The organism is Xanthomonas phaseoli pv. dieffenbachiae (genome assembly GCF_008639345.1).
Classification (GTDB): domain Bacteria; phylum Pseudomonadota; class Gammaproteobacteria; order Xanthomonadales; family Xanthomonadaceae; genus Xanthomonas; species Xanthomonas phaseoli.
On the sequence record NZ_CP041380.1, the window covers coordinates 3768216 to 3792212 of the forward strand.

Annotated in this window: 17 protein-coding genes and 1 pseudogene; 5 read left to right on the forward strand and 13 right to left on the reverse strand. The window is 65.2% G+C overall.

The genetic code is table 11. The annotated features are described in order from the left end of the window. Positions 1 to 228: 228 nt before the first annotated feature. Both hemL and FLG15_RS16900 read left to right on the forward strand, forming a co-directional pair. A complete protein-coding gene (gene hemL, locus FLG15_RS16895) occupies positions 229 to 1518 on the forward strand; it encodes a glutamate-1-semialdehyde 2,1-aminomutase (protein ID WP_057677955.1) in 1290 nt (429 codons plus the stop codon). Positions 1519 to 2022: 504 nt separating this feature from the next. Continuing rightward, positions 2023 to 4794, forward strand: a complete 2772-nt coding sequence (locus tag FLG15_RS16900; RefSeq protein WP_150146847.1) for a winged helix-turn-helix domain-containing protein — start codon at positions 2023 to 2025, stop codon at positions 4792 to 4794. 81 nt (positions 4795 to 4875) lie between these two features. Here FLG15_RS16900 and azu read toward each other — a convergent pair whose 3' ends face one another. The 6 genes and pseudogenes from azu to FLG15_RS16930 form a co-directional block, all read right to left on the reverse strand. Beyond that, positions 4876 to 5325: an azurin gene (gene azu / locus FLG15_RS16905; protein WP_017156846.1), complete on the reverse strand. Its 450-nt coding sequence runs from the start codon at positions 5323 to 5325 to the stop codon at positions 4876 to 4878. A gap of 202 nt (positions 5326 to 5527) precedes the next feature. Beyond that, a pseudogene (locus FLG15_RS16910) lies at positions 5528 to 6711 on the reverse strand (pyridoxal phosphate-dependent aminotransferase). Between the two features lie 30 nt (positions 6712 to 6741). Continuing rightward, on the reverse strand, positions 6742 to 7245 hold the full coding sequence (locus tag FLG15_RS16915; RefSeq protein WP_057677958.1) for a RidA family protein: 504 nt from the start codon (positions 7243 to 7245) through the stop codon (positions 6742 to 6744). A 24-nt stretch (positions 7246 to 7269) separates the two neighbouring features. Continuing rightward, positions 7270 to 7695 carry a c-type cytochrome gene (locus FLG15_RS16920; protein WP_057677959.1) on the reverse strand — a complete coding sequence of 142 codons (426 nt, stop codon included), beginning with the start codon at positions 7693 to 7695 and terminating at the stop codon, positions 7270 to 7272. Then, positions 7692 to 9299 carry a flavin monoamine oxidase family protein gene (locus FLG15_RS16925; protein ID WP_057677960.1) on the reverse strand — a complete coding sequence of 536 codons (1608 nt, stop codon included), beginning with the start codon at positions 9297 to 9299 and terminating at the stop codon, positions 7692 to 7694. The genes FLG15_RS16920 and FLG15_RS16925 overlap by 4 nt, the downstream gene beginning before the upstream one ends. Before the next feature lie 69 nt (positions 9300 to 9368). Continuing rightward, a complete protein-coding gene (locus FLG15_RS16930; RefSeq protein WP_057677961.1) occupies positions 9369 to 11651 on the reverse strand; it encodes a TonB-dependent receptor in 2283 nt (760 codons plus the stop codon). 297 nt (positions 11652 to 11948) lie between these two features. Between FLG15_RS16930 and FLG15_RS16935 the strand changes: the two genes are divergently transcribed. Continuing rightward, on the forward strand, positions 11949 to 12566 hold the full coding sequence (locus FLG15_RS16935; protein WP_150146849.1) for an HAD-IA family hydrolase: 618 nt from the start codon (positions 11949 to 11951) through the stop codon (positions 12564 to 12566). A 183-nt stretch (positions 12567 to 12749) separates the two neighbouring features. Here FLG15_RS16935 and FLG15_RS16940 read toward each other — a convergent pair whose 3' ends face one another. Further along, a complete protein-coding gene (locus FLG15_RS16940) occupies positions 12750 to 13976 on the reverse strand; it encodes an acetylornithine transaminase (protein ID WP_057677963.1) in 1227 nt (408 codons plus the stop codon). A gap of 72 nt (positions 13977 to 14048) precedes the next feature. Here FLG15_RS16940 and FLG15_RS16945 point away from each other — a divergent pair, with 72 nt between their 5' ends. After that, a complete protein-coding gene (locus FLG15_RS16945; protein ID WP_057677964.1) occupies positions 14049 to 14921 on the forward strand; it encodes an ion transporter in 873 nt (290 codons plus the stop codon). A 296-nt stretch (positions 14922 to 15217) separates the two neighbouring features. Here the strand turns inward: FLG15_RS16945 and FLG15_RS16950 are convergent, their stop codons facing one another. The 3 genes from FLG15_RS16950 to FLG15_RS16960 all read right to left on the reverse strand — a co-directional run bounded on the left by FLG15_RS16950 (position 15218) and on the right by FLG15_RS16960 (position 18161). Further along, positions 15218 to 16159, reverse strand: a complete 942-nt coding sequence (locus tag FLG15_RS16950) for a YiiG family protein (protein WP_237377039.1) — start codon at positions 16157 to 16159, stop codon at positions 15218 to 15220. A gap of 392 nt (positions 16160 to 16551) precedes the next feature. Beyond that, entirely contained in the window at positions 16552 to 17367 is an 816-nt protein-coding gene (locus tag FLG15_RS16955; protein ID WP_057687083.1) for an SDR family oxidoreductase, read from the reverse strand. Between the two features lie 134 nt (positions 17368 to 17501). Next, positions 17502 to 18161 carry a serine/threonine-protein kinase gene (locus tag FLG15_RS16960; RefSeq protein ID WP_039572695.1) on the reverse strand — a complete coding sequence of 220 codons (660 nt, stop codon included), beginning with the start codon at positions 18159 to 18161 and terminating at the stop codon, positions 17502 to 17504. A gap of 151 nt (positions 18162 to 18312) precedes the next feature. Here FLG15_RS16960 and FLG15_RS16965 point away from each other — a divergent pair, with 151 nt between their 5' ends. After that, positions 18313 to 20394 carry a bifunctional DedA family/phosphatase PAP2 family protein gene (locus tag FLG15_RS16965; RefSeq protein ID WP_057679821.1) on the forward strand — a complete coding sequence of 694 codons (2082 nt, stop codon included), beginning with the start codon at positions 18313 to 18315 and terminating at the stop codon, positions 20392 to 20394. A gap of 591 nt (positions 20395 to 20985) precedes the next feature. Here the strand turns inward: FLG15_RS16965 and FLG15_RS16970 are convergent. The 3 genes from FLG15_RS16970 to mpl all read right to left on the reverse strand — a co-directional run bounded on the left by FLG15_RS16970 (position 20986) and on the right by mpl (position 23982). Continuing rightward, on the reverse strand, positions 20986 to 21870 hold the full coding sequence (locus FLG15_RS16970) for a bestrophin family protein (RefSeq protein ID WP_057679820.1): 885 nt from the start codon (positions 21868 to 21870) through the stop codon (positions 20986 to 20988). Positions 21871 to 22018: 148 nt separating this feature from the next. Beyond that, entirely contained in the window at positions 22019 to 22615 is a 597-nt protein-coding gene (locus FLG15_RS16975) for an LON peptidase substrate-binding domain-containing protein (protein WP_057679819.1), read from the reverse strand. Continuing rightward, positions 22615 to 23982 (reverse strand): UDP-N-acetylmuramate:L-alanyl-gamma-D-glutamyl-meso-diaminopimelate ligase, encoded by a 1368-nt coding sequence (gene mpl, locus FLG15_RS16980; protein WP_170922378.1) that lies wholly within the window; start codon positions 23980 to 23982, stop codon positions 22615 to 22617. Before mpl ends, FLG15_RS16975 begins: the two co-directional genes overlap by 1 nt. Positions 23983 to 23997: the final 15 nt, after the last annotated feature.

Consider the following 23997-nt stretch of genomic DNA (forward strand, 5'->3'; position numbering starts at 1 on the left):
CTGAACATCTGCAGCGCGATGCCAATGACTGCGCGCCATCAGCTCATTCCAAACTGTCGATCACGTCGCGTTCGATCATAGGCAGCCAAGTTCCCCTACCCGCCCACTTCGACGGGTAGGCGGGTGTCCGACGGGTAGGCGCGCAAGGCCGCAGGCCTGACAATGGCGCACGCGATGCCCGCTGCCGGGCGTCGATGCCCCCCATCGGTACTCCTCAAGGATCTGCGCATGAACCATTCCCGCTCCCACGCCCTGTTCGCCCAGGCGCAGACCTTGCTACCGGGGGGTGTCAACTCGCCGGTCCGGGCGTTCAAGTCGGTCGGCGGCGAGCCGTTCTTCGTGGCGCGCGCCGATGGCCCGTATCTGTTCGATGTCGACGACAACCGCTACATCGACTATGTGGGCTCGTGGGGGCCGATGATTGCCGGGCACAACCACCCGGCCGTGCGCGAAGCGGTCGAGCAGGCGATCGGCAACGGGCTGTCGTTCGGTGCACCGTGCGCAGCCGAAGTGACGATGGCGCAGACCATTGCCCGGCTGGTGCCCTCCTGCGAGATGGTGCGCATGGTCAACTCCGGCACCGAAGCCACGCTGTCGGCGGTGCGCCTGGCGCGTGGCGCCACCGGGCGCAACCGCATCATCAAGTTCGAAGGCTGTTATCACGGCCACGGCGATTCGTTTCTGGTCAAGGCCGGCAGCGGCATGCTGACCTTGGGTGTACCGACCTCGCCCGGCGTGCCCGCAGGGCTGAGCGAGCTGACCGCCACGCTGGGCTTCAACGACTTCGAGGGCGCCACCGCGCTGTTCGACGAGATCGGTGCGGAGGTGGCGGCGGTGATCATCGAGCCGGTGGTCGGCAACGCCAACTGCATTCCGCCGCAGGCCGGCTATCTGCAGCATTTGCGCACGCTGTGCACGCGGCATGGCGCGCTGCTGATCTTCGACGAAGTGATGACCGGTTTCCGCGTCGCCCTGGGTGGGGCGCAGGCGCTGTACGGGGTGACGCCGGACTTGACTACCTTTGGCAAGATCATCGGCGGCGGCATGCCGGTGGGCGCGTATGGCGGCCGCCGCGACTTGATGGAACAGGTTGCTCCGGCCGGGCCGATCTACCAGGCCGGCACCTTGTCGGGCAACCCGGTGGCCATGGCCGCCGGTCTGGCGATGCTGGAACTGGTGCAGGAGCCGGGCTTCCACACGCGCTTGAGCGAGGCCACCAGCATGCTGTGCGAAGGCCTGGAAGATGCCGCGCGCGCGGCCGGCATTGCCGTCACCACCAACCAGGTCGGCGGCATGTTCGGATTATTCTTCACCGACGAGATCGTGGAGAGCTACGCACAGGCCACCGCATGCGATATCACCAGCTTCAACCGCTTCTTCCACGCGATGCTGCAGCGAGGCGTGTACCTGGCGCCCTCGGCGTACGAAGCCGGCTTCATGTCCAGTGCGCACGACCAGGCGGTGATCGACGCCACCCTGGCAGCAGCGCGCGAGGCGTTTGCGGACGTGGCGCGCTGATTGGCGGGGAATGGAGAATCGGGAATGGGGAATCGGTGGGCAGTTGGCGGTGCGGTGTGATCGTGCCGCACTTGCGGCTGCCCAGGCGGCTGGCCAGGTACGCTTCACCTGAGTTGCATGTGGGCTTGACGGTGCCGGAAGCGCGTGTCGTTCGCGACAGCAGCAGCTGCAAGGCGGTGCGCGTGACGAGGAGACACTGAAGCTGTGCGGTGTTGTTTCTGAGCCGGTGCCAGGCGACCTCTAGCGCTGCTTGACCTGCGCAAATGCAGGCGCATCTGCCGCGATGAAGTCCTCAACGCGGCGCAGCCCACTTTGCTTTTGTCCCGTGCCTGTCATATGTTTCTGAAAGGTGCTCAGGGACGGGCATGGGTGGGGACCCTCGAAGCAGCCGCTGCACCTTCGTCGCCGAATCCGGTGATTACGCTGCATTGCCGCTGTTTCACCCCGATCAGCAGCGTGTCGAGCTGGCACGCTGTCGACGCTCGATACGGCCGCCCTCGCCTCATGCTCAAGCCTGTTGCGCTGCTCACCCCGCGCCCGTCACCGTCGCGCGACCCTGCGATTCCCGATTGGCTGCTTGCCGGCAAGCTGGAGCCTGCGTTGCCGCGCCCCGGCGCGGTGGTGCGTGGCGCACTGCTGGCTGCGCTGGATCAGGCACAGGCACGTCCGTTGACGCTCTTGCTCGCCCCGCCCGGATTCGGCAAGACCACGCTGCTGGCGCAGTGGCACGCGCACCTGAGTACGCGCGAGCAGGGCGCGGTGGCATGGCTGTCGCTGGACGAAGAGGATGCCGACGCCGGGCGTTTTCTCGGCCATCTTGCGCTGGCGCTGCAGCACGCAGGCGCCGACCACGCGCTGTGCGCCACCGTGCTGCACAACCGCGAGCACGACCCGCGCGACGCGGTCGCATTGCTGATTCGCGCGCTGCGCGCGGCGCCCCGCCGCATTAGCGTGATTCTCGACGACTACGACCGACTCTGCAGCAGCGCTGTGGACGAACTGGTGCTACGCCTGATCGAACACGGTGGTGGGCGTTTGCATCTGGTGCTCGCGACCCGCCGCGTACCCAACCTACCGCTGGCACGGCTGGATCTGCACGCGCAGCTCAGCCGCATCGGCAGCACGCAATTGGCGCTCGACGACACCGAAGCGCAGGCGTTGCTGGGCCCGCACGTGCCCGCTCCAGTGGCGGACGAACTGCGGCGCTACACAGAAGGCTGGCCGGTGGCGCTGCAACTGGCGCGGCTGTGGCTTGAAGGCGATACCCAACGTCAGCAGGACGTCGCCGCACGGTTCTCCGGGCGCAGCGCGCAGATTGCGGCGTATCTGGCAGAGCAGGTGGTCAACGATCTGGACCCGGACACCCGCGAGCTGCTGTTGCGCACCAGCCTGCTGGAACGCTTCAACGCCGCGCTCGCCGACGCGGTGCGCCAGCGCGCCGACAGTGGCCGCTTGCTGGCGCGGCTGGAGCATTTCCATGGCCTGCTGGTGCCGCTGGATGGCGAGCGCGAATGGTTCCGCTACCACCCGCTGTTTGCCGACTTTCTGCAGCAATTGCTCGACCGCGAACACCCAGGGCAGAGCGTGCAGCTGCATCAACGCGCAGCGCGCTGGTTCGGTGATCATCAACATCTTGCCGAAGCGGTGCGGCATGCCTGGCGCGGCGACTGCGGCGATCTTGCCGCCAGCTACATCGCACGCGCCGGCACCTGGCAGCTGCTGCTGACTCACGGCACGCACCAAGCGCGGGCACTCCTACGCCATTTCGACCACCGCACGATCCGCGATACGCCCGCGCTCAATCTCACCCAGGCGCATCTGCACATCAGGCTGGGCGAATTCAGCCACGCGCGCCTGCTGCTGGAGCGCTTCCGCGATTTTTCGGCTGCGCTACGCGAACCCCTGCAGCGCGACTACACCGTGGTCGTGGCGCTGCTGCGCGACCGTCTGGATGAAATCTGCGGCAATCCGCATGGCCTGACCCAGATTGCCGCACAGGCAGGCGCACTGGATGAAGACGACCATCTCGGTCGCGGCATGTTGCTCTGCATCTGCGCCACCACCGCGATTGCGCAAGGTGCGTTCGCGGTTGCCGAGCGCTACGCGCGCAACGCGCGCGACACCATGCAGCGCGGCGGCAGCGACATCGGTGCCAGCCAGGCAACGTTGTCGCTGGGGCAGAGCCTGTTCTATCGCGGCCGGCTCAGCGATGCGGAAGCCTGCTATCAACAGGCACTGAGCTGGTGTGCACGTGCCCCGCAACCGGATCGGGTGCTGGAAGCCGCCGCTCAGTGCCTGCTTGCACAGGTGCACCACGAACGCGGCCACCATGACGACGCAGCCGACCTGCTGCATCCGGCGCTGGAATTGCTGGAGCAACACGATGGCGGCATGGACGTGCTGGCCGCCGGATACGGCACCGCGCTGGGGTTGGAACGCGTGCGCGACCACAGCGGACGCAGTGCGTTGCTGTTGCTGGAGCATATCGAACAGATCGCACACGGACGCAAGCTGGCGCGCTTGTCGGAACTGGCTGCGGCATGGCGGCTGATGCTGTTGCTGGAACATCCAGGCAACGCTGCCATCGATGTGCTGATCGCACGTACCGGCGGCGAATCCGGCCTGGCGCACACCTTACGCTCGCCACACCGCTGGCACGATCGCGCGGCGATGGGCTTCGCGCTGGCGCGCTGGCATCGCCTGGCCGGGCGCAGCAGCGCAGCGCTGAGCATCCTCGGGCAGATCGAGCAGGCGTGCCTTGCCAACGACAATGTCTGCCATCTGGCACGCACCCGCGCACGTATCGCGTTGGTCCTGCAGCAACGCGGCGAACTGGTCGCCGCCCTGCCGTATCTGTACAGCGCGCTGGACCATGTCGCCCTCACGCAAAGCTGGCAGGCGATCGTAGAACTGGGCTTGCCCGCCAAGGCGATGCTGCGCTCGCTACGCCAGCACGACCCGCAGACCGTGGGCGGCACCACGCGTGCGTTGACCATCCAGGCGTTGCTCGAACGCCTCAGCGGCGACGACGACCCGGCCGGCGACATCTTCAGCGAGCGCGAACTGGAAGTGCTGGCGCAACTGGCGCGCGGCTATTCCAACAAGCAGATCGCGCGCTGCCTGCACCTGTCGGAAAACACGGTCAAATTCCATCTGAAAAACCTGTACCGCAAGCTCGACGCGCGCAGCCGCGAAAGCGCGCTTGCGCAAGCATTGCAGCGCGGGTTGTTGCGTGGAAGCGACCAGCATGCAGACCAGCCGCTGCAACGTCACTGACCCGGATCCGCCTGTCTCCCGTGTTCAACACAGGTTGCACGTGTGGCGGCCAGGCCTGACAGCATTGGCCACCCCAATGCATCACCCGAACGTCAGCGTGCCCTTCATCATCGCCCAGTGACCGGGGAACGAGCAGAAGAACGTGTAGTCGGCGCCCTTGCTCAGCTTGCTGGTGGGAAAACTCACCGTGGTGCTGTCGCCGCCGCCAATGACCTTGGTATGCGCAATCACGCGCGCGTCGGCCTTGGGCAGATAGCTGTCGGCGATGGTCGAACGTACGCCGGCATTGGCCACCGCCTGGAAATCGGCAGACTTGGTCAACACCCAGTTGTGCCCCATCACGGTGGCAGCCATCTTGCCGGAGTGCTTGAGCGTGAGCTCCACCTGCGTGCACTCGGGCGCAAGCTTGATCGCGCTCTGGTCGAACTTCATTTGATCGTTGCCGGTGATGGTCACCGCGCACGTCCGTGCCCATGCCGTCGGCGCCATCAGCACCAGCGCACACACGGCAATCGTGGAAAACAGCTTCAAGAGAACACTCCTGCGTTGGGAAGTTGCGGCACAGCGGATGCGGCGCACGGATGAGGCGGTAATGGTGATAGGCCGACAGTGCCAGAGTATCCGATACGCAATCAGCAGCACATCACGCCCGCATCAGCTGCGCAGCGGGCGCATCGACCAAGGTGGCCGATGGCTCGGCCGTCTGCGACCGAGCGCTCCGTCGCATGCCGGCTTACGCGTAACGGAAAAACGCATCCATCGGATCGGCCGCGGCAGTCTCCCTGCCCGGCACCGGCAACGGGCCGCGTTTGCCGGCAATCACCTGCACGAACGCGTGTTTGAAGCGCGCCATTTCCGCATCGGTGCCCACGGTAATGCGCGACCAGGTTGGCCACACCGGCCAGCTGCGGCCGATGAACACGCCGTGGGTGGCCATCTCATCCTTGAAGCTTGCTGCCGGGCGCTTCACATCGACCATAAAGCAATTGCTCTCCGAGGCAGTACACGCATAGCCCTGCCTGGCGAGAAAGTCCATCACGTCCGCGCGCGCCGTTGCGGCACCAGTGCAGGATCGCGCAGGCTGGCCAGTCCGGCAGCAGCGGCGGTGACCGGCAAGCTGTTGACGCTGTAGAACTGCAGCTTGGCCAGCAGGTCTGGACGCGCGGCCGCATAGCCCAGGCGGATGCCAGCCATGCCATAGAGCTTGGAGAAGGTGCGCAACACCACCACGTCTTCGCCTGCGGCAACCATGTCGACTACGCTGCGCGTGCTCTGCGCAAAATGGATGTAGGCCTCGTCCACCACCAGCACGCTGCCTTTGGGCTTGTGCGCCAACGCGTAGTCCAGATCCTTGCGGGCGGTGACCGAGCCGGTGGGGTTGTTGGGATTGCAGATGTAGATCACGCCTGCGTTGGCATCGGCTGCGCACATAGCCTGTACATCGTGCGAAAAGTCCTTGCGCAGCGGCACCTTGATCAAGCGCGCGCCATTACGGGTTGCTGCACGCCAGCCGGATTCGTAGGTGGGGTCGGCGGTGACCAAGGCAGCGCTGGGCGAGGTGAATGCCAACATCGTGTAGTCGAGCGGTTCAGTGGACCCGGCATACGCCATCAAATGATCCACCGGCAGCGTGAGCTCGGCAGCCAGGGTGGTCATCAATTCCATCTGTACCTGGCGCAGATAGCGCCCGCCCTGCGGTGCGATCTGCGCGATGGCCTTTATTGCGGCAGCCGACGGTCCATCCGGAAATTCATTGGAGTCGATCATCACCGGCGCCAGCGCCGTTGCCGGTGCGGGCGCAATGGCAGTGGAGCGTTCGACGGCGCTGGCCAGCAGCGGCAAGCTGCCGGCACCGGCGGCGCCGGCAAACAACGCGGAGTCGCGTAGAAAGGCGCGGCGCGAAAGAGCAGTGTTCATGACAACCTCCAGCAGGATGACAACGCGGATTCAGGGACGCACGGCAACCACTTCGATCTCGACCCGGTACAGCGGGTTACCCAATGCGGCGATCTGGAATGCCGAGCGCGCCGGCAGGTTGGGTTGCTCCTTGGTGCCGAAGAACTGGCGATAGCCTTCCATGAAACCGTTGAAATCCATCTTGCCGCCCATCGCCGGATCGCCGACCAGAAACACCTGCATCTTCACCACATCGCCCATGCCCAACCCCAGCGTGGCCAGCTGCTGCTTGATCTGGTTCAACACGCTCACCGTTTGCGCCTTGGTGTCGCCATAGGCGGCAGCGGAATCCTTCGGCGCACTGGCATCGATCACCGCCGGCACCTTGCCGCTGACATACACCGTGGCCTTGCCGGCGGGAATTTCCACCGCGGCAGCGATGGGAAAATCGCTGTTGGGAATCTTGTGGCGGATCACCTCGGCGGCGTGTGCGGCACCGAGACTGGCAGACCACAGCACTGCAGTGGTGAGAACGGTCGTGATGGGACGGAGCATGGCAATTCCTTGTAGGAGAGAAGATCAGCGGCGAAGCGATTTGACATCGTCGATGGTCACGCGCTCGGCATAGTCGTTACCGAAGTGCGTGCGCACATAGCTCACCACTTCGGCCACCTGGCGGTCGTCGAGCATGTCGGCGAACCCCGGCATCCCCGCGTGGCCGTCGAGCACCATCATGGTGACGTAAGGGCCGGCAGCCAGCTTGGGATTGCCGGCAAGCGCAGGATAGCCGCCGGCACCTTGCGCGCCATGGCCGGCCGACATATGGCAGCCTTGGCAGATCCCCTGGTAAACGTCCTGACCGGAGGCCTTGGCAAAGCCTTGCTGCGGAAACAGCTGGGTCGCATCGGAACTCTGCGCCTGCGCATCGCGCACGGTGGGCGGCAGCAACAAGGCGGTAATGGCAAGCGCTACGATGGCACCGAACGCTCTTGGCAGCAGACTCATGCGCGTGCTCCCTGGGCAATGACCTTGCGATGCAGGCGGCCAACGACATCGTGTGCCGACAGAATGGCACCCTCCTGCCAGGCCGGAATGTACGACACGTGCTCGCCGGCCAGCGCCAGGCGCCCGTCGATCTGGCACAGCGGTTCGTAATGCTCGGCGCGAGCCTGCTCGGTCCACATGCCGAAGCAGCCATGCGTGAACGGCACGCGGTGCCAGCCGACCGCAATGCCGTTTTCGAATTCGCGCGGATACTGCGGATGCAACTGGGCACCGTATTCCACCGCCTTGCGCACGCGCTGTTCTGGTGGCATCGCGGTGAACTGGTAGGCATCCAGTCCCCACACATAGGCACCGAGCAGCACGCCCTTGCCCGGGCTGTGGTAGTTGGTGCTGGGGTAACTGATCAAGGTGATCGGCAGATCGGTGTAACTGATGCCGCCGTAGATCGCCTCGTCTTCTTCCCAGAAACGGCGCTTGAATTGCAGGCCCACTTTCACCGAGGCCGCATACGGCACCTTGCCGATCGCCGTGGTCATCGCATCGCTGGCGGTGACCGATATGCGGCTGAGCACTGACAATGGAATCGTGCAGACGCACCAGTCCGCGGTAGCGAGGCGTTCTTCGCCGCCACGCGTCGCATCCTGCCAGGACACGCGCACGCCGCTGCCGTCCTGATCGATCTTGGTGACCTTGGCGTTATAGGTGATGGCATTGCCCAGTTGACGCGCGAATGCCTTGCCGATCTGGTCCATGCCTCCCACCGGCTGGAACATGGTGGTCTGCATCTCGTAGTTGTTGCCGGCTGCCAATGTGGTCCACAGGCGTGAGCGCAGCACGTCCTGCACGCTGAAAGGATCGGAAAATTCCGGCCTTCCCGACAGGCCGCCACCGGGATAGCGCGCAAACCCGCGCCGCTCGCTGCTGTCCTTGCCTTTGACATACCCGAACTTCTGGTCGAGCGCGCCCCAGGTACGCAGCGATTCCAGCAGCAGTTCCTGATCCTCGCGGCTGACGGCCGTGTCCAGAACGTGTTGCTGCGTGCACTTGGCCAACAACTCGGACACGTGGCCCTTGTAATCGGCGTCGATGGCGCGAAAGCGCTGCGGTTTGCCGCCGAAGCCCTTCTGGCTGTGCAGCAGCGCGTTGTAATTGACCTGATTAAACGCTTCCAGCGCCACGCCGAACTGCTTGCAGTAGCTCAGCACCGCCTTGTGATGGTGCGGAATTCGCCACGGCCCGGGATTGAGATACAAGCCCTCGTCGAACTGGCAATGCTGGGTGGCCCCGCCCAGCTCGGCATAGCGGTCGCCGCCGCGCAGGGTCCAGTTCCGCCCGCCGGGGCGGTCGTTGTATTCGAGCAATTGCACGCGGTAACCGGCCTTGCGCAACTCGAACGCCGCGCTCATGCCCGCTAGCCCGGCACCGAGGATCAAGACCGACGCCCCCTTGGGGTCGCCATCCAATTGCAGCGGCCCTTTGAAGGTGGACTCGGCCGCCATGCCTAGGCTGCTCATCGCCTGATACATCATTGCGCCGCCGGCGGTCATGCCGATGCGCGCCAGCAATTGCCGCCGCGTCATCGCTCCCGTGTGATTGCCTTGCATCAACGCACGTCCCCTGCATGTCATGGACCAACGCACGCAGCCGGCAACCCTGCCGGCCGCGGCTGCACCTCAGAATGTGTAGGCCAGGCTCGCGAACAGCTGGCGCGGTGCGATCAACTGATACGAGCCGGAGCTTTCGTTGGGAAACACCGCACCGATCGCATCGTCCTTGTCGAACAGGTTGTAGACCGACAACTGCAGCCGGCCGCCGGCAAGAAACCCGCTGTCCTCGCCCTGATACCCGACGCTGCCGTTGACGATGAAGGTGGCATCCACCCGATCGGTGTTGAGCGTGTCGCCGTAGCGCTTGCCGGTGTACTTGGTATCGAGGTTGGCAAAGAAATGCGTGCCTTCCCAACCGCCGTTGACGCTGAACATCACCTTCGGCGCGTCCGGCACCTCGTTGCCTTTCACCTGCACCAGGTTGCCGCTGACCGTACCGAAATAGTTGTCCTGGAATTCGGATGTGTTCCAGGTCAGCGATGCGCCCAACCGCCAGCCTGGCGCCGGTTTCCACATGCCCGAGACTTCCGCGCCATAGGTCTGTACGTCGCCGACGTTGGCGTAGACGGTCGGTGCAACCACCAGCGGGTCCGGGTCTGTGAGCGCGATGATGCGGTTTTCGTAATCGATCCTGTAGGCGGCCAGATAGCCGCTCCACTGCGTGGATTCGGCGCGGATGCCGATATCGATGTTGGTGGATTCTTCCGGTGCGATATCCGGATTGAAGGCACCGGAGGTCAGTGCCAGCCGCGGCGCCGAGCTGAAGTTCTCTGCGTAGTTGGCGAACACCTGCACCCCGTCGGCGAGCTGGAAGCTGGCGCCCACCTGCGGCTGGAACCAATCGCTGTTCTTGATGGAGACATCGCGCCGCACGCCAGCGTTGAAATCGTCGAGATTGGCGATGCCGTTGTAGTCGCGTTTGACATCGAGCCCCTTGGCGCCGAATTCCATCGTAAGCCGGCCCTCGAGCAGGCGGAGTGTGTCCTTGATGTAGAGCTGCTTCACTTCGGTGGAGAAGTGGTTGTCGTAATAGATCACGATCGGCAGCGCGCTTTTGAGCAATGCGCCGGTGGCCGGGTCCAGGTTGTACAGCGGGCGCACCTGATCGAAATCGTAGTTCTCGTACCACGCACCGACTTCGAGTTTGTTGTGCTCGGTCTCCCACGCCACCGCCGTGGTGAGGCCATAGCGATCGCCGCCCATGATTTCTTCGCGCCGCGTCATCGCACCGACATGGGTGACATTGCCGCTGGCGTCGACGATCTGCGGGTCGTTGATGGCGATATCGGTGCGCCCCGGCGTGCCGGCGATGGCATCGTTGTACAGACCTGTCGCCGTGCTCGGCGGAGTGCCGCCGACGCCATACCCATGCTTGTTTTCGTAATAGCCGGTAAAGGTGAAGCCGATTGCATCGTTGAACAGAAAATCGCCGTGCAGGCTCAGCAGCGAGTCGCGTCGCCCGTTCTGCCATTCGCTGTAATGCTCGGCATCCACTTCCGGGTTGCCGGTGATGCGCTCGTGCAGATCCCAGGACACCGAACCATCGGAGTTGTACGACTGCACGTCGTAGTCCTTGCGGTTGTTGTAGATCCAGCCCAGCGTCAGGCTGCCTGCATCCCAGGCCTGGCGAATCTTGGTTTCGAAGTGGTCGCTCTTCTGCGTGGCCGGCTCCATGTCCCACACCCCGCCTTGCGTGCGCGAGGCAGACAGATACGCACTGGGGCCGCCCTCCCACCAGTCCGGGGTATCCAGGCGCACGAAGCTGCGCACCAGATCGTTCGAACCAATCGTCTGGGTGAGATTGCCGCTCCAGCTGTCGCCGCCCTTCGGTGGCAGGCTGGTGTAACGGATCGCACCGCCCAACGCGTGATACGACGGCTGGGTGACGTCGCCCGAGCCGGCCGACACGGTGACATCAAGCAGATTTTCGCTGGACACGTACCGCGTAATCGGCCCGCCTTCGCGGGTGTCGAAGGTTTCGATCGGAATGCCGTCCAGGGTCACGCCGATCTGGTTGGCGGAAAACCCGCGGATGGTCATCGAATCACCGAACTCATACAGCCCGAACGGGTCGGTGGTCTGCACGTTTACGCCGGGCAGGCTGGCCAACAGCTGCTGCGGCGCAACGCCGGGCACCTGCGCCTGGATCTCGTCCACCGAGATGGACGCGGTGGTGCGCGTGGAACCGGTCCCCACCACGCTGACCGCATCGAGCGTGCGTGCGTCTTGCGCCAGTGCAGGCAAGGCCTGCGCACCGGCCAGCAACAAGGTCATTGACGCCAGCGCGTGGCGCGGGCGGGCGGTGGCGAGGATGTCGGCGACCGAGGCCGCCAATTGATCGGTGTTCAAGCACTTTGGCATGCAATCAACCCCTGGAGACGTGTGGCGTGCTGAGTGACCGGGCGCTCCCCCGAGACCGGCTGAGACCGCGGATGCGGCGTGCAGTGACCATAACCAGCACGCTTGCTCGGCAATCACGGTGCGGCGGGTGGGGTCTGTGCAGGCGGGTAGGTCGCTACCGAATTCAAAACTCTGAATAGGTAGCGACACCACCTACCTGCGCGGAGATCCTGCATTGCAGGTCTTGCGCGCTTGCCATGCCGCGCCGAATCGACAACGCTGCGCAGCCACCGTACGAGCACTCACATGTCGCCCGCACCACCATCGCTGCTGTTGCTGGATTTCGACGGCGTGCTTGCGCACTACGCGCGGCCACGGCGCCTGGCCGCGCTTGCAGCAGCGGCGCGTTGCTCACCGCAGCGCGTGCAGGAGGTGCTGTTCGTGCAAGGCCTGGAGCGCGCCTACGATGCTGGCGCGATCGACACGCAGGCGTATCTGGCGCGTTTGAGCGAAGGGCTGGGGCAGCCGATCGATCGCGCGACCTGGATCGATGCGCGCGTAGCGGCCTGTCGCGCCGACCCGTCGGTGGTGACACAGGTGCTGGCGGTGTCGACGACCACGGCGGTGGCGGTGCTCACCAATAACGGCCCGTTGATGCAAGAAGCGATCGAGCGGATCGTGCCATCGCTCTTTCCGTTGTTGCAGGGCCGCGTGCTGTGCAGCGGCGCACTGGGCGGCCGCAAACCGGATGTGCCGGTCTATCGGCGCGCGCTTGCACAACTGGAGCAACGCGCCGAAGGCACGTTGTTTGTCGACGACCTATTCGTCAACGTGCGCGGCGCACGCGCGGCCGGCCTGCATGCCGACACCGTACGCGACGCCCGCGGATTGCGGCGGGTGCTGAAGCGGTACGGACTTGCATGAAACCAAGCCCCTCCCGTCGGGGGAGGGGTTGGGGGTGAAGGTACGGTGGAAGACAGCCATCCCATCCGGGCAAGGAAAAGACCGGGCACTGCGTCAGCACGCTACATGCCACACACCACTCATCTCCAACACCCTGCCAGCCGGCACGGTGCCGGCCAGAGGGCGCGCCAGCATGGCCAGGCGTCAGGGCTTCTCGACATACTCGGCAATGGCCAGCCGCAAGCGCGCCAGGCCATCGGCCAGTTCGGCATCGGTCAGATTCAGTGCCGGCACGAAGCGCAATACATCCGGGCCGGCCTGCAGCAGCAGCAAGCCATGCGTGGCCGCCAGGTCGAGGATCGCCCCGGCCTGCCCCGCGTGCGCAGGAGCCAGTACCGCGCCCAGCATCAAGCCACGCCCACGAATCTGCGCAAACAGGCCGAACTCGGCATTGAGCGCTTCCAGACCGGCGCGCAATGCCGCCGATTGCCGCACCACGTTCTCGGCGATCTGCGGCGAAGCCAGCTTGCGCAGCGCCACGCGCGCCACCGCCGCGGCCAGCGGGTTGCCGCCGAAGGTGGTGCCGTGCGCGCCGAACTGCATGGTTTCGGCCACCTTGGGCCCGGCCAGCATCGCGCCGATCGGGAAACCGCCGCCGAGCGCCTTGGCCAGGGTCACGATGTCCGGCGTCACCTGTTCCTGCCAATGCGCGAACAGCGTGCCGGTGCGGCCCATGCCACATTGAATTTCGTCCAGCACCAGCAGCGCATCGTGCTGGTCGCACAGCGCGCGCACCCGGCTCAGGAAGCCCGGCGCGGCCGGCATCACCCCGCCCTCGCCCTGGATCGGCTCGACCATCACCGCAGCCACATCGCCGCCGGCCATCGCCGCTTCCAGCGCCGCGACGTCGTTGAAATCCACATAGCGAAATCCACCCGGCAGCGGCTCGTAGCCTTCCTGGTACTTGGGCTGCGCAGTGGCGGTGACCGATGCCAGCGTGCGGCCATGAAAACTGCCGCGGAAGGTGACGATGACGCGCTTGTCGGCCGGACGGCCCTGGCTGCTGGCCCACTTGCGCACCAGCTTGATCGCCGCCTCGTTGGCCTCGGTGCCGGAATTGCACAGGAACACCTTGTGCGCGAAGCGCGAGGCGTTCACCAGTTCCTCGGCCAGTTTCAGCGGCGGCGCGCTGAAAAACACGTTACTGGTGTGCCACAGCTTGCCGGCCTGCTCGGTGAGCGCAGCCACCAGGTCGGGATCGTTATGGCCGAGCCCGCTCACCGCAATGCCCGACGACAGATCCAGATATTCGCGCCCGGCATCGTCCCACACGCGGCTGCCCTGGCCGCGCTCCAGCACCACCTGGCGCGGGCGATACACCGGCAGGTAGTAATGCGCGAGGGACAGGGGCGAATCGGCAGCGGTGCTCATGAGGATGGGTCGCAGAAGCGGAGGGAGAAGCGGCATTCTCGCGCATTCGCCGGCCTGCGGCACAATGGACGCATGCGCCCTTTCTCCGATCCGCAACTCACTGCCGCCACCGACGATGGCTGGCGCCGGCAGTGGTTCGACATCATTTACCGCCACGACACCCGCCCCTCGCGCAATTTCGACCTGATGCTGGTGGTCGCGATCCTGGCGAGCGTGGTGGTGATCATGATCGACAGCGTGCCGCGCATCCATTCGCATGCCGCGGACTGGCTGGTACCGCTGGAATGGGCGTTCACGGTGATCTTCACCATCGAATACGCGTTGCGTCTGGCCGTGGTGCGGCGCCCGCTGCATTACGCACTGAGCGTGTGGGGCGTGATCGATCTGCTGTCCATCCTGCCCAGCTATCTGTCGTTCTTCGTGCCCGGCGCGCAGACGCTGCTGGTGGTGCGCGTGCTGCGCATCCTGCGGCTGTTCCGCATTCTCAAACTCACCCGCTACATCGAAGAAAGCGGGCAATTGCTGGATGCGCTGTGGCGTAGCCGTCGCAAGGTGTTGGTGTTCCTGTTCACCGTGCTCACCATCACCGTGATCGCCGGCGCCACGATGTACATCATCGAAGGCCCGCAGCACGGCTTTACCAGCATCCCCACCAGCATGTACTGGGCCATCGTCACCATGGCCACGGTGGGCTTCGGCGATCTGGTGCCGCAGACCACGCTAGGCCGTTTCGTCACCTCGGCCCTGATCCTGATCGGCTACAGCATCATCGCCGTGCCCACCGGCATCTATACCGCCGAACTGGCCAGCTCGTTGCGCGAAGGAGGCCATACCGGCAAACGCGACGCGCGCAACTGCGCCCGCTGCGGGCTGGAAGGCCACGCGGCCGACGCACGCTATTGCCGCCAATGTGCCGAGCCGCTGGCGGAGGTGTCCAATGGCTGATGCAGAGCTGCGGACTGGGACCAGGCCAAGATGGCCTCGCAATTGCCAAGCGGCCATAGTCCTTGCGTGAGGCGGCCTGTGGCGGACCTGCATGCCGGCACCGGGGCCGCCGCCGGACACCTTGGCACTGCGCGCGAAGTCGATCGCAGGGCAGTGTGCCGTAGCTCGGCTGCGGGACGGTTGCAGGCGTGCGGAGCGCTGATGCGCGACTGTCGTTCGTAGAACAACGACGACGTCACCCACACGATCAGCGGTTCAAGGCACTCGCAGGATTCCGCAGCGATGCGTGCACAGCGTCACTGCGACATGCGGTTACTCATGTCGATCAGATCGTTGTAGCTGGCAAGCACTGCCTGACGGGTACCACCCGGCGGGATCGAACCGCTTTCCAGCAGCATCTGCTCGCTCTTGCTCAGCGGGGTCTTGCTGCGAATGCGTTCGACAAGGCGCCCCGATTCACGCGCAAGCTTGTCTGCAGCGCGTTCCATGTGGCCCCACATCGCATCGCCCTGGCCTGCCTTGGCTTTCTGCGCATCTTCCAGAATGCGCTGGTAGCGCGCCAATTGCGCTTGCGCTGCGGCAAGATCCGGCGTGTCGCTGTCGAGCACCTGCACCAGCTGCTTGCCCTCGCCGATGATCTTCAAGTGATACCACGCTGCGCTGTGGCCCTCTGCTTTTTCGATCGCATCGATCTGCGCCTGGCGGCGTGTGTCTTCGTTGTGTTCCAACGCTGCGTTCATCGCTTCGCTGGCATCGAAGAAAGCGGCGTAGGCTTGCATCAGCGGTGCGTGCAGTGCCCGCATGCCCTTGCCGTCGTCGCGCAGATAATCCTCGCGGTCGTAATAGCGCACCGCCTCCCCGATACGCTCATTGAGCGTGGTGAAGCGTTGCTGATACGTCTTGGCCGCCGGGTCGAGCTCGGCGTTGACCGGTTGCTGAGCCAACGCTGCGGTCATCGGCGCACCGCATGCCTCGACCCGATGCGACAGCACCGTGCCTGGCGCACGAATACCGCGTTCCTTGCCGGTGGGGCCGGCCTGCGGGTCTTGCATCCAGCCGATGTAGGTCTGGTAACTCTCATGGATCGGCTGCTCGACACCATTGAAGCAGGCGATGTAGGCATTGATCTTGTCGGCGCCCTCCACCGCAGCGGCGGGTGCGTGTTTCTGACAGCCGGCAAGCAATGCGGCAAGGACGACCGCCGCAGTCAGCGGCGCATAACGAAGGCGATGAGTCATCTGGCTTTCCATGAGAAGTGTCTGGGGCATGGCTTGCGGATTCACCGCAAGCACGACCATCAAGGGTGCTGACGGAGGCTTGCCCTCGCCTATCGGTCGTCGTTGTCGTCCTGGCGCGTGTCATCACCAGCCGGCGTGCGGCCGAGTGAGCGTGAGACGTTGAGAGTCACGTCGAACATCCTTGTTGGAAGCGTTTTCAGGCGCGCACGGTAGCAGACCGGACTGTGAACTTTTGGTGCATGCCACAAGCGTGCCTGGGACGGCGACGTGTAACGCCCGACGGCGCAAGGCGGTATGTCGCACGCATGCTGGCCGCCATGCGCCGGCTGTGCACGCCCCCTCGCGGACAGCAACTGCGCTGCCGACATCCCACCGCCCGGTTGTCGGCGGACTCAGTCCAGGAACAGATCCGGCAATAACGCATGCGACGGATCCACTGCATAACCGCTCAAGTCGGTGATGCCGGCCTGCGCGAGCACCTCGTCATCAATCAGGAAGTGCCCATGAAACCCGGCCGCAGCGCGCGTCAGCACCGCATGCGCGGCGTCGGCCATGATCTGCGGCCGGCGGCAGGCCGCTGCGTCCACACCCGGAATCATGTTGATCGCGTCGGTGGCGATCACGGTGCGCGGCCACAACGCATTGATCGCCACGCCTTGCGGGCCGAATTCTGCCGCCAGCCCCAGGGTGACCAGGCTCATGCCCATCTTGGCCAGCGTGTAGCCGGTATGCGCGCCCCACCATGCCGGGTTCAACGACGGCGGCGGGGCCAACGTGAGGATATGCGGATTGGCTGCCTGCAGCAGATGCGGCAGGCACGCCTGCGCGCATAGAAAACTGCCACGCGCGTTGACCTGCTGCATCAGATCGAAGCGTTTCATCGGCGTGTCCAGCGCGCCGCGCAACCAGATCGCACTGGCGTTGTTGACCAGGATGTCGATTCCGCCGAATGCATCGACCGTCGCCGCCACCGCCGCGCGCACCTGATCTTCTTCGCGGATATCGCACTTGAGCGCCAGCGCCTGCCCACCGGCCGCAGTCACCGCTGCGGCCGCGCTATGGATGGTGCCGGGCAACTTGGGATTGGCCACCGCCGACTTGGCCGCAATCGCCACATTGGCCCCATCGCGCGCCGCCCGCAACGCAATCGCCAAGCCGATTCCGCGCGAGGCGCCGGTGATGAACAGGGTTTTGCCCGATAACGTCATGGGAATGGGGAATGGGGAATGGGGAATGGGGAATGGCAAAAGCTTAGCGCCTTGAACACCTCGCAACCGACGAACAAACAGCTCTCGCGACGCGCTCTTCCGATTCCCACTCCCGATTCCCGATTCCCAGCCCTTCAGGGCTTCGGTCCCTGCCCTTCATTGTCTTCCCAGTGCAGCACGCGGCGGGTCACGAAGCGGTAGACCGGTTTGCCGGTGGCGAACCACAGCTCGCGCACCCAGGAAGTGCGCTTGAGCACGCGGCGTTCCACCGGGGTCAGCGCGGCCGGGCAGTACATGCGCTTGTGTTTGAGCAGGTGGCGCAGATCCTCGCGGGCAAGCAGACGCATCCAGCGCGCGCGCGGGTTGCCGCGCACCGCCAGCTGGAAGTCGATCACCGCCGGGCTGCCGTCCTCCTGCACCAGCCAGTTGGCTTCCTTGGCCAGATCGTTGTGGGCCACGCCGCGGCGATGCAGTTGCTGCAACAGCCTGCGTGCGCTGCGGAAGTAGGCCAGATCGCCGCGCGGCGGGCGCTGGTACATCGCAGCGCCGTCCAGATAACTGCGGTCCAGGTGCCGCCCGTCCCAGTGCAGCAGCCGCGGTGTGCGCGGCACGCCATCCAGCTGGCGCAAGGCCAGCGCTTCGCGGCGTGCCAGCCACCAGGCCACGCCACGCAACAGCCACGGCGCCACGCTCAGGTCGCGACGCACGAACATGCGTTCGCCATCGCGGACCAGCAGGATGCGCCCGAACGTATCGGACTTCAGTGGCAGGTTGGCTGCAGGGTCGTGAGTCATCCCCCATTGTAGGCGGCAGGTCTGTCTCGCCGCGCGCATCTATGGCATGCGCGCGTGCGGCAGCTGCAGGGCTGCAACCTCAGGTGAAGCCGATCCCCCGATGTGAGGACGATGCAGGTCAGGCACCGCCGCGCCCACCTATAATTCAGGGATGAACTCATGGATCGACGCCACGCTGGAGTGGATCGGACACCACCCCACCTTGGCTGGCGTGGTGATCTTTGGCATCGCATTTTGTGATGCGGTGATCGTGCTGGGCGCCATCGTGCCCGCGTTGCCGTTGCTGTTCGCCATTGGCGTGCTCATCGGGCTCGGGCAGATCAACGGCCCCTATGCGGTGGTATGCGCCACCCTGGGCGCCTTCGTTGGCGATGCGTTGAGCTTCTGGGTCGGCCATCGCTGGGGCCATCAGTTGCACACCTACTGGCCATTCCGGCGTTACCCGCAATTGCTGGAGCGCGGCGAGCTGCTGTTCCGGCGCAATGCCTTCAAGAGCATCCTGATTGCGCGCTACGTGGGTGCAGTGCGCCCGTTCGTGCCGGCGATTGCCGGCATGTCGCACATGCCCTTCAAACGGTATCTGGTCGCCAGCGGCCTGGCCTGCGTGTCGTGGGCGTTGTTGTTCCTGGTGCCTGGCTGGGTGCTGGGCACGGCCTACGACGCAGTGGCCGCGGTGGCCGGGCGGCTATTTGTGGTGGTTGCATTGCTGGCGGCGGTGATCGGGCTTGCCTGGGCGGTGGTGCTGTATTCGTACCGCTGGTCGGCCGGTCACCTGGATGCCTTGCTGGCGCGCCTGCTGGAGTGGTCGCACCGGCATCCGGTCCTGGGGAATTGGTCGGTCGGCGTCTTCGATCCGCGCCGTCGCGAATCGGTGCCGCTGGCCATGATGGCCTTGATGCTCTTGCTGCTCGGTTGGGGCTGGTTTGTGCTGCTGATGGTGGTGCTGGCGCATGGCGAGCCGCTGCGCGTGGACCTGGCCGTGCACGACCTGATGCTGGCGCTGCGCAACCCCTTGGCCGACTACCCGATGGTGGCGCTGGCCTCGTTGGGCGACTGGCAGGTGCTGTTGCCGGCCATTGCCGCCGCGATGGGCTATCTGGCTTGGCGCCGTCGCTGGATGGCCGTGGCCCATTGGGTGATCGCGCTGGCCTTCGGCCTGGCGCTCACGCAGCTGCTTGGCGCCACCGTCCAGGTAGTGCGCCCGCCTGCGGCCAGCAGCGGTTTCGGCTTTCCGTCGGTTGCGGTCACCATGGCCACGATCGCCTTCGGGTTTTTTGCGCTGTTGATCGCACGCGAGTTGCCTGGCCGCCGCCGCGTGTGGCCGTATCTGGTCAGCGGCGCCATCGTGTCGCTGATCGGTTTTGCACGTTTGTACCTCGGTGCGCACTGGCTCAGCGATGTTATCGGCGGCATGTTGTTCGGCATCTTCTGGCTGCTGGTGCTGGGCATTGCCTATCGCCGCCGTGCCACGCGCGCGTTCTGGGTCAAGCCGGTGTCGTGGATCTTCTACGGGGTGTTCGTGAGCTGCGCAATTTATTTTGCGCCGCGCAACCTCGACATCAAGCTAGCCAAGTTCGAACCACCGCCGCCGGCATTGATGGAGTTGCCCGCAAACGCGTGGTGGGAAGACCAATGGCGCCTGCTGCCGGCACGCCGCAACGAATTCGACGACGATCAGCGTTGGCCGCTGGACGTCCAATTGGCCGGCCCGCTCGCCCCGCTGCAGCGCCAGCTTCAGGCGCGCGGCTGGCGGGTCCAGCCGCAGGCTGGCTGGGAACAGGCGCTGCACTTGCTCGATGTCAGCGGCCGCCCGGACGAAGTACCGATTCTCCCGGCCACGCTGGATACCCAGGTCGAAGCCCTGTTGATGGTGCGCCGCGCCGCGCCCGGCCACGTGCATGTGCTGCGCTTGTGGCCGGCGGCCGCACACCTGCAGCCGGATGCACAACCGCTGTGGGTGGGCAGCACCCAGACCTTGCGCTACAGCCGCCATTTCAGCCTGATCGGGCTGTGGTATCCGCTGCGCGGCGTCGATCCTGCATTGAGCGCGTTGCGCGAGGCGCTCGGCCCGCTACCCCATCGCATGGAACAGCGTCGTCGCTCGCAGGTGCCGGTGATCCTGATCGACAGCACCTCGGGCAGTGCGGTGCGTGGCGAGGACAAAGCTGCACCGCAGACGGAAACCACTGCGTCCAAGCCTGCCGTATCAGATCCGCCACAACGGCGCCGTTGATCGATCAGGCAACAGGCGATCGCGCGGTCGTGTCGGTGTGGGATGTCAGCAACGGCCGTTGAACCCTGTCTCGATGGTGACGTGCTGGCGCCGTCTTGAGGCTGCTGAATTTTCAGGGTGAACGCTTGGCTAGCCGAGCGCGCGGTGCCCTCGCCGCTTGCGGGACATGCCGTGAACCCATCCATGGGGGCTCGATGGCGGCATCCATGCCGCCCACGGTTCCGCAAGCGGCGAGGACACTGCACCAGGACGTTGTCGGTGATCTACCAAAGAGCAAAGAACAGTGCGCCGCCTGGTTACTTGCGTCGCATGGTTGCTATCGCTTGAACACTCTGCGCACCCACCATCTCACTGGTCCTTGCCCGCTCACCGTCGCGGGACCGTACGCGGCATGGATGCCGCGTAAGAGCTTGCAAGGACGCCCTTGCAGCGTGTCCCGCGATGGTGGGGGGCAAGGGCCCTGCAGCCAAGCCGCAGATCATCAGCTCTGCAACTGTCTGCGCCGTTCAATCTCCTTTCAAAGCGACTGGGGCACCGGGGATCAGCGCCGTTCGGATATGCAAACGCCGCGTTGAACCAGCGCACGATATCTCACCACAACACGCCATCCACCGGCTGCATCGGCTCCGGTGCCTGTTCGCCAATCGCCTGCAGCGCATCGATTTCCACCGTGCGGCACATGCTGTCCAGCGGCAGGTCGTGGATGGTGTTGGCGAATGGGTCCACCAGCTCATCGCCGATCTTGAGCACTGCCAAAAACATCAAACCAGCCACGGTCGAACCGACCGGCGTGGCGTATTGCAGCGTCTCCACCAGACCGATCGGCAGCAGCACGCAGAACAGCCGCGTAAACAGCGTCGGATAAAAACGGTATTGGTACGGCAACGGGGTATTTTTCAGGCGCTCCATGCCGCCCTGCGCGTTGGCGATATCCACCAGAATGCGCTCCACGCTGGCCTGCTGGATGCTATCGATCCAGCCATCGCGCCGCGCCTGCTCCACGCTGCGGCCGGTGATGTCGAGCAAGCCGTTGGCCACATTGGTGCGGGTGATCACCGTGGTCACCTCATCGGCGTCCAGACGCGGCTGCAATGCCGTGGCAACCGGCAATCGACGCAACTGGCAGCGCAAGGTATTGACGTAGGCGATCTGGCGTAGCGCGGTCGTGCGCCCGAGCGCTGCGGCTTCCGGCGCGGACAGAATGCTCACGCTCAAACGCACCAGGTTGCGCGATGCGTTGATCATCTGGCCCCACAGCACACGCCCTTCCCACCAGCGTTGGTAGGTCGAATTGGCCCGAAAACCCAGGAATAACGCCAACGCCGAGCCGAAGATGGTCAGCGGCAACGCCGGCGCGCGGAACGGCAGCACGTAGTAGATGATCGTGATCAACACATCCCATACGAACAGCACCGCCAGGGTCCGCCAGACCTGGTTGAACACATCCGCTACACGCGGTTTGACATCGATGATCAAGGCTCACTCCCGTGGATCGATAGCGAGTGCGGCCAGTGCACGCATCCAGTGCGTGGCTGCCATCGACAGCGCACTCAAGCGGTGCGAGTGTGCCGTTGTATGGGTGCAAGTGCAGTGATGGGCTCGCCTGCGCCATTGCGTCGGCGCGTTATGGCATCCACGCGAGCAATTGATCCAGCCGCCGATGCGGATCGTCCTGCTGCAGCAAGGACAGACGCTGTTGTTCGGTCAGCGGCAACAGCTCGGCCAACCGCCAGCCGACCCAGGCGGCTTGATCCAGCAAACCCGGCCCCACCGAAGCGAATTCACCCCCCACCTGTTCGAGCATCCGCTCGAGCACCGTGGCCAGCAAGCTGTGCTCGGGACGCAATTCGTCGTCGCTGTCGGGCTCGCACCAGCTCACCTGGCCGACGACCAGGCCGTTGTCGCGGATACGCGAACGCTGCACACGGAAGCGGCGCGTACCGCGCAAGCGCAGCACCAGCACGCCATCGGCCCCGACATCGAAATCTTCGATACGCACCTCGGTGCCGAAGGCAGCCGGCGTTGCCGGCGCACCAACCTCGGTGCCGTCCAGAATCAGGCAGACACCGAAGCTGGTGCCGTTGCGGCCGCTCTCGCGTACCAGATCCAGATAGCGTCGCTCGAACACGCGCAAGCCCATCGCCGCACCGGGCAGCAACACGCTGTGCAACGGAAACAGCGGCAGGGGGCTGGTCTCGCCGGCAGGCATGAGCGGCACCATCAGGACAACTGCGCCAGGAAGCGACGCGGCGCACCGTCGAAGCCACCGTTGGACATGAACACCACATGGTCGCCGGGCTGGGCAATCTCGCCCAGCGCGCGCAGCAGGGCATCCACGTCCTGCACCACGCGTGCCTGGCCGCGTACCTGCGCAATGATCGGTGCCGCGTCCCAGGCCAGCTCCGGCCGATGCAGAAACACCACTGCATCGGCATCGTGCAACGACGGCGCCAGCGCCTGCGCATGCGCGCCCAGCCGCATCGAATTGCTGCGCGGCTCCATGGCCACCACAACACGCGCCGCACCGACCTTCGCACGCAGCCCCTGCAACGTCGTCGCGATGGCGGTGGGGTGGTGCGCAAAGTCGTCGTACACGGTGATCGCGCGCGCGCTACCGATGACTTCCAATCGCCGCTTGACGCTCTGGAACTGCGCCAATGCCGGCATCACTGTCGCCGGGTCCACACCTACCGCTCTGACTGCCGCCAGCGCCGCCAACCCGTTCAGGACGTTATGCCGCCCCACCAGCGGCCACCGCACCTGGCCGATTTCCACGCCACGATGCAGCACCGCAAACGCGCTGCCATCGGCCGCGATCAACCGCGCGCTCCAGTCCAGCGACGTATCGAACCCGAACCGCTCCACCGGCGTCCAGCATCCCATCGCCAGCACCTCGGCCACATGCGCGTCTTCGCCGTTGACGATCAGGCGACCGCGCGCGGGCACCGTGCGCACCAGATGGTGGAACTGACGCTGGATGGCCGCCACGTCCGGGAAGATGTCGGCGTGGTCGTATTCCAGGTTATTGAGGATTGCCACCAACGGCCGGTAGTGCACGAACTTGCTGCGCTTGTCGAAAAAGGCAGTGTCGTATTCGTCGGCTTCCACCACGAATTCGCGCCCCTGGCCCAGTCGCGCCGACACGCCGAAATCTTCGGCCACGCCACCGATCAGAAACCCCGGCGCGCGCCCGGCCGCCTCCAGCAGGTAGCTCAGGATGGTGGTGGTAGTGGTCTTGCCGTGGGTGCCGGCCACGGCCAGCGTGTCGCGGCCGGGCAGCACCTGCTCGGCCAGCCATTGCGCGCCGGAGGTATACGGGCGGCCGGCATCCAATACCGCCTCCACCGCCGCGTTGCCGCGCGACAGGGCATTGCCGACCACAACTTCAGTCGCGTCCGGCGAAATATTGGACGGCGCATAGCCCTGCGCCAGCGCAATGCCCAGCGTTTCCAGCTGTGTGGACATCGGTGGATAGATGGCCTGGTCGCTGCCCTCCACCTGCCAGCCCAGCTCACGCGCCAGGGCGGCGACACCGCCCATGAAAGTTCCGGCGATGCCGAGAATGTGGAGTTTGCTCATGCCGCCCATTGTCGCCGATCGTCG

What these genes read in the sequence shown, in the direction of transcription:
- hemL (WP_057677955.1), top strand. Translation starts at nt 229, where the DNA reads ATGAACCATTCCCGCTCCCACGCCCTGTTCGCCCAGGCGCAGACCTTG.
- FLG15_RS16960 (WP_039572695.1), bottom strand. Translation starts at nt 18,161, where the DNA reads ATGACTCACGACCCTGCAGCCAACCTGCCACTGAAGTCCGATACGTTC.
- FLG15_RS16935 (WP_150146849.1), top strand. Translation starts at nt 11,949, where the DNA reads ATGTCGCCCGCACCACCATCGCTGCTGTTGCTGGATTTCGACGGCGTG.
- FLG15_RS16925 (WP_057677960.1), bottom strand. Translation starts at nt 9,299, where the DNA reads ATGCAAGGCAATCACACGGGAGCGATGACGCGGCGGCAATTGCTGGCG.
- FLG15_RS16965 (WP_057679821.1), top strand. Translation starts at nt 18,313, where the DNA reads ATGAACTCATGGATCGACGCCACGCTGGAGTGGATCGGACACCACCCC.
- FLG15_RS16955 (WP_057687083.1), bottom strand. Translation starts at nt 17,367, where the DNA reads ATGACGTTATCGGGCAAAACCCTGTTCATCACCGGCGCCTCGCGCGGA.
- mpl (WP_170922378.1), bottom strand. Translation starts at nt 23,982, where the DNA reads ATGGGCGGCATGAGCAAACTCCACATTCTCGGCATCGCCGGAACTTTC.
- FLG15_RS16920 (WP_057677959.1), bottom strand. Translation starts at nt 7,695, where the DNA reads ATGAGTCTGCTGCCAAGAGCGTTCGGTGCCATCGTAGCGCTTGCCATT.
- FLG15_RS16975 (WP_057679819.1), bottom strand. Translation starts at nt 22,615, where the DNA reads ATGGTGCCGCTCATGCCTGCCGGCGAGACCAGCCCCCTGCCGCTGTTT.
- FLG15_RS16940 (WP_057677963.1), bottom strand. Translation starts at nt 13,976, where the DNA reads ATGAGCACCGCTGCCGATTCGCCCCTGTCCCTCGCGCATTACTACCTG.
- FLG15_RS16950 (WP_237377039.1), bottom strand. Translation starts at nt 16,159, where the DNA reads ATGACTCATCGCCTTCGTTATGCGCCGCTGACTGCGGCGGTCGTCCTT.
- FLG15_RS16900 (WP_150146847.1), top strand. Translation starts at nt 2,023, where the DNA reads ATGCTCAAGCCTGTTGCGCTGCTCACCCCGCGCCCGTCACCGTCGCGC.
- FLG15_RS16945 (WP_057677964.1), top strand. Translation starts at nt 14,049, where the DNA reads ATGCGCCCTTTCTCCGATCCGCAACTCACTGCCGCCACCGACGATGGC.
- FLG15_RS16915 (WP_057677958.1), bottom strand. Translation starts at nt 7,245, where the DNA reads ATGCTCCGTCCCATCACGACCGTTCTCACCACTGCAGTGCTGTGGTCT.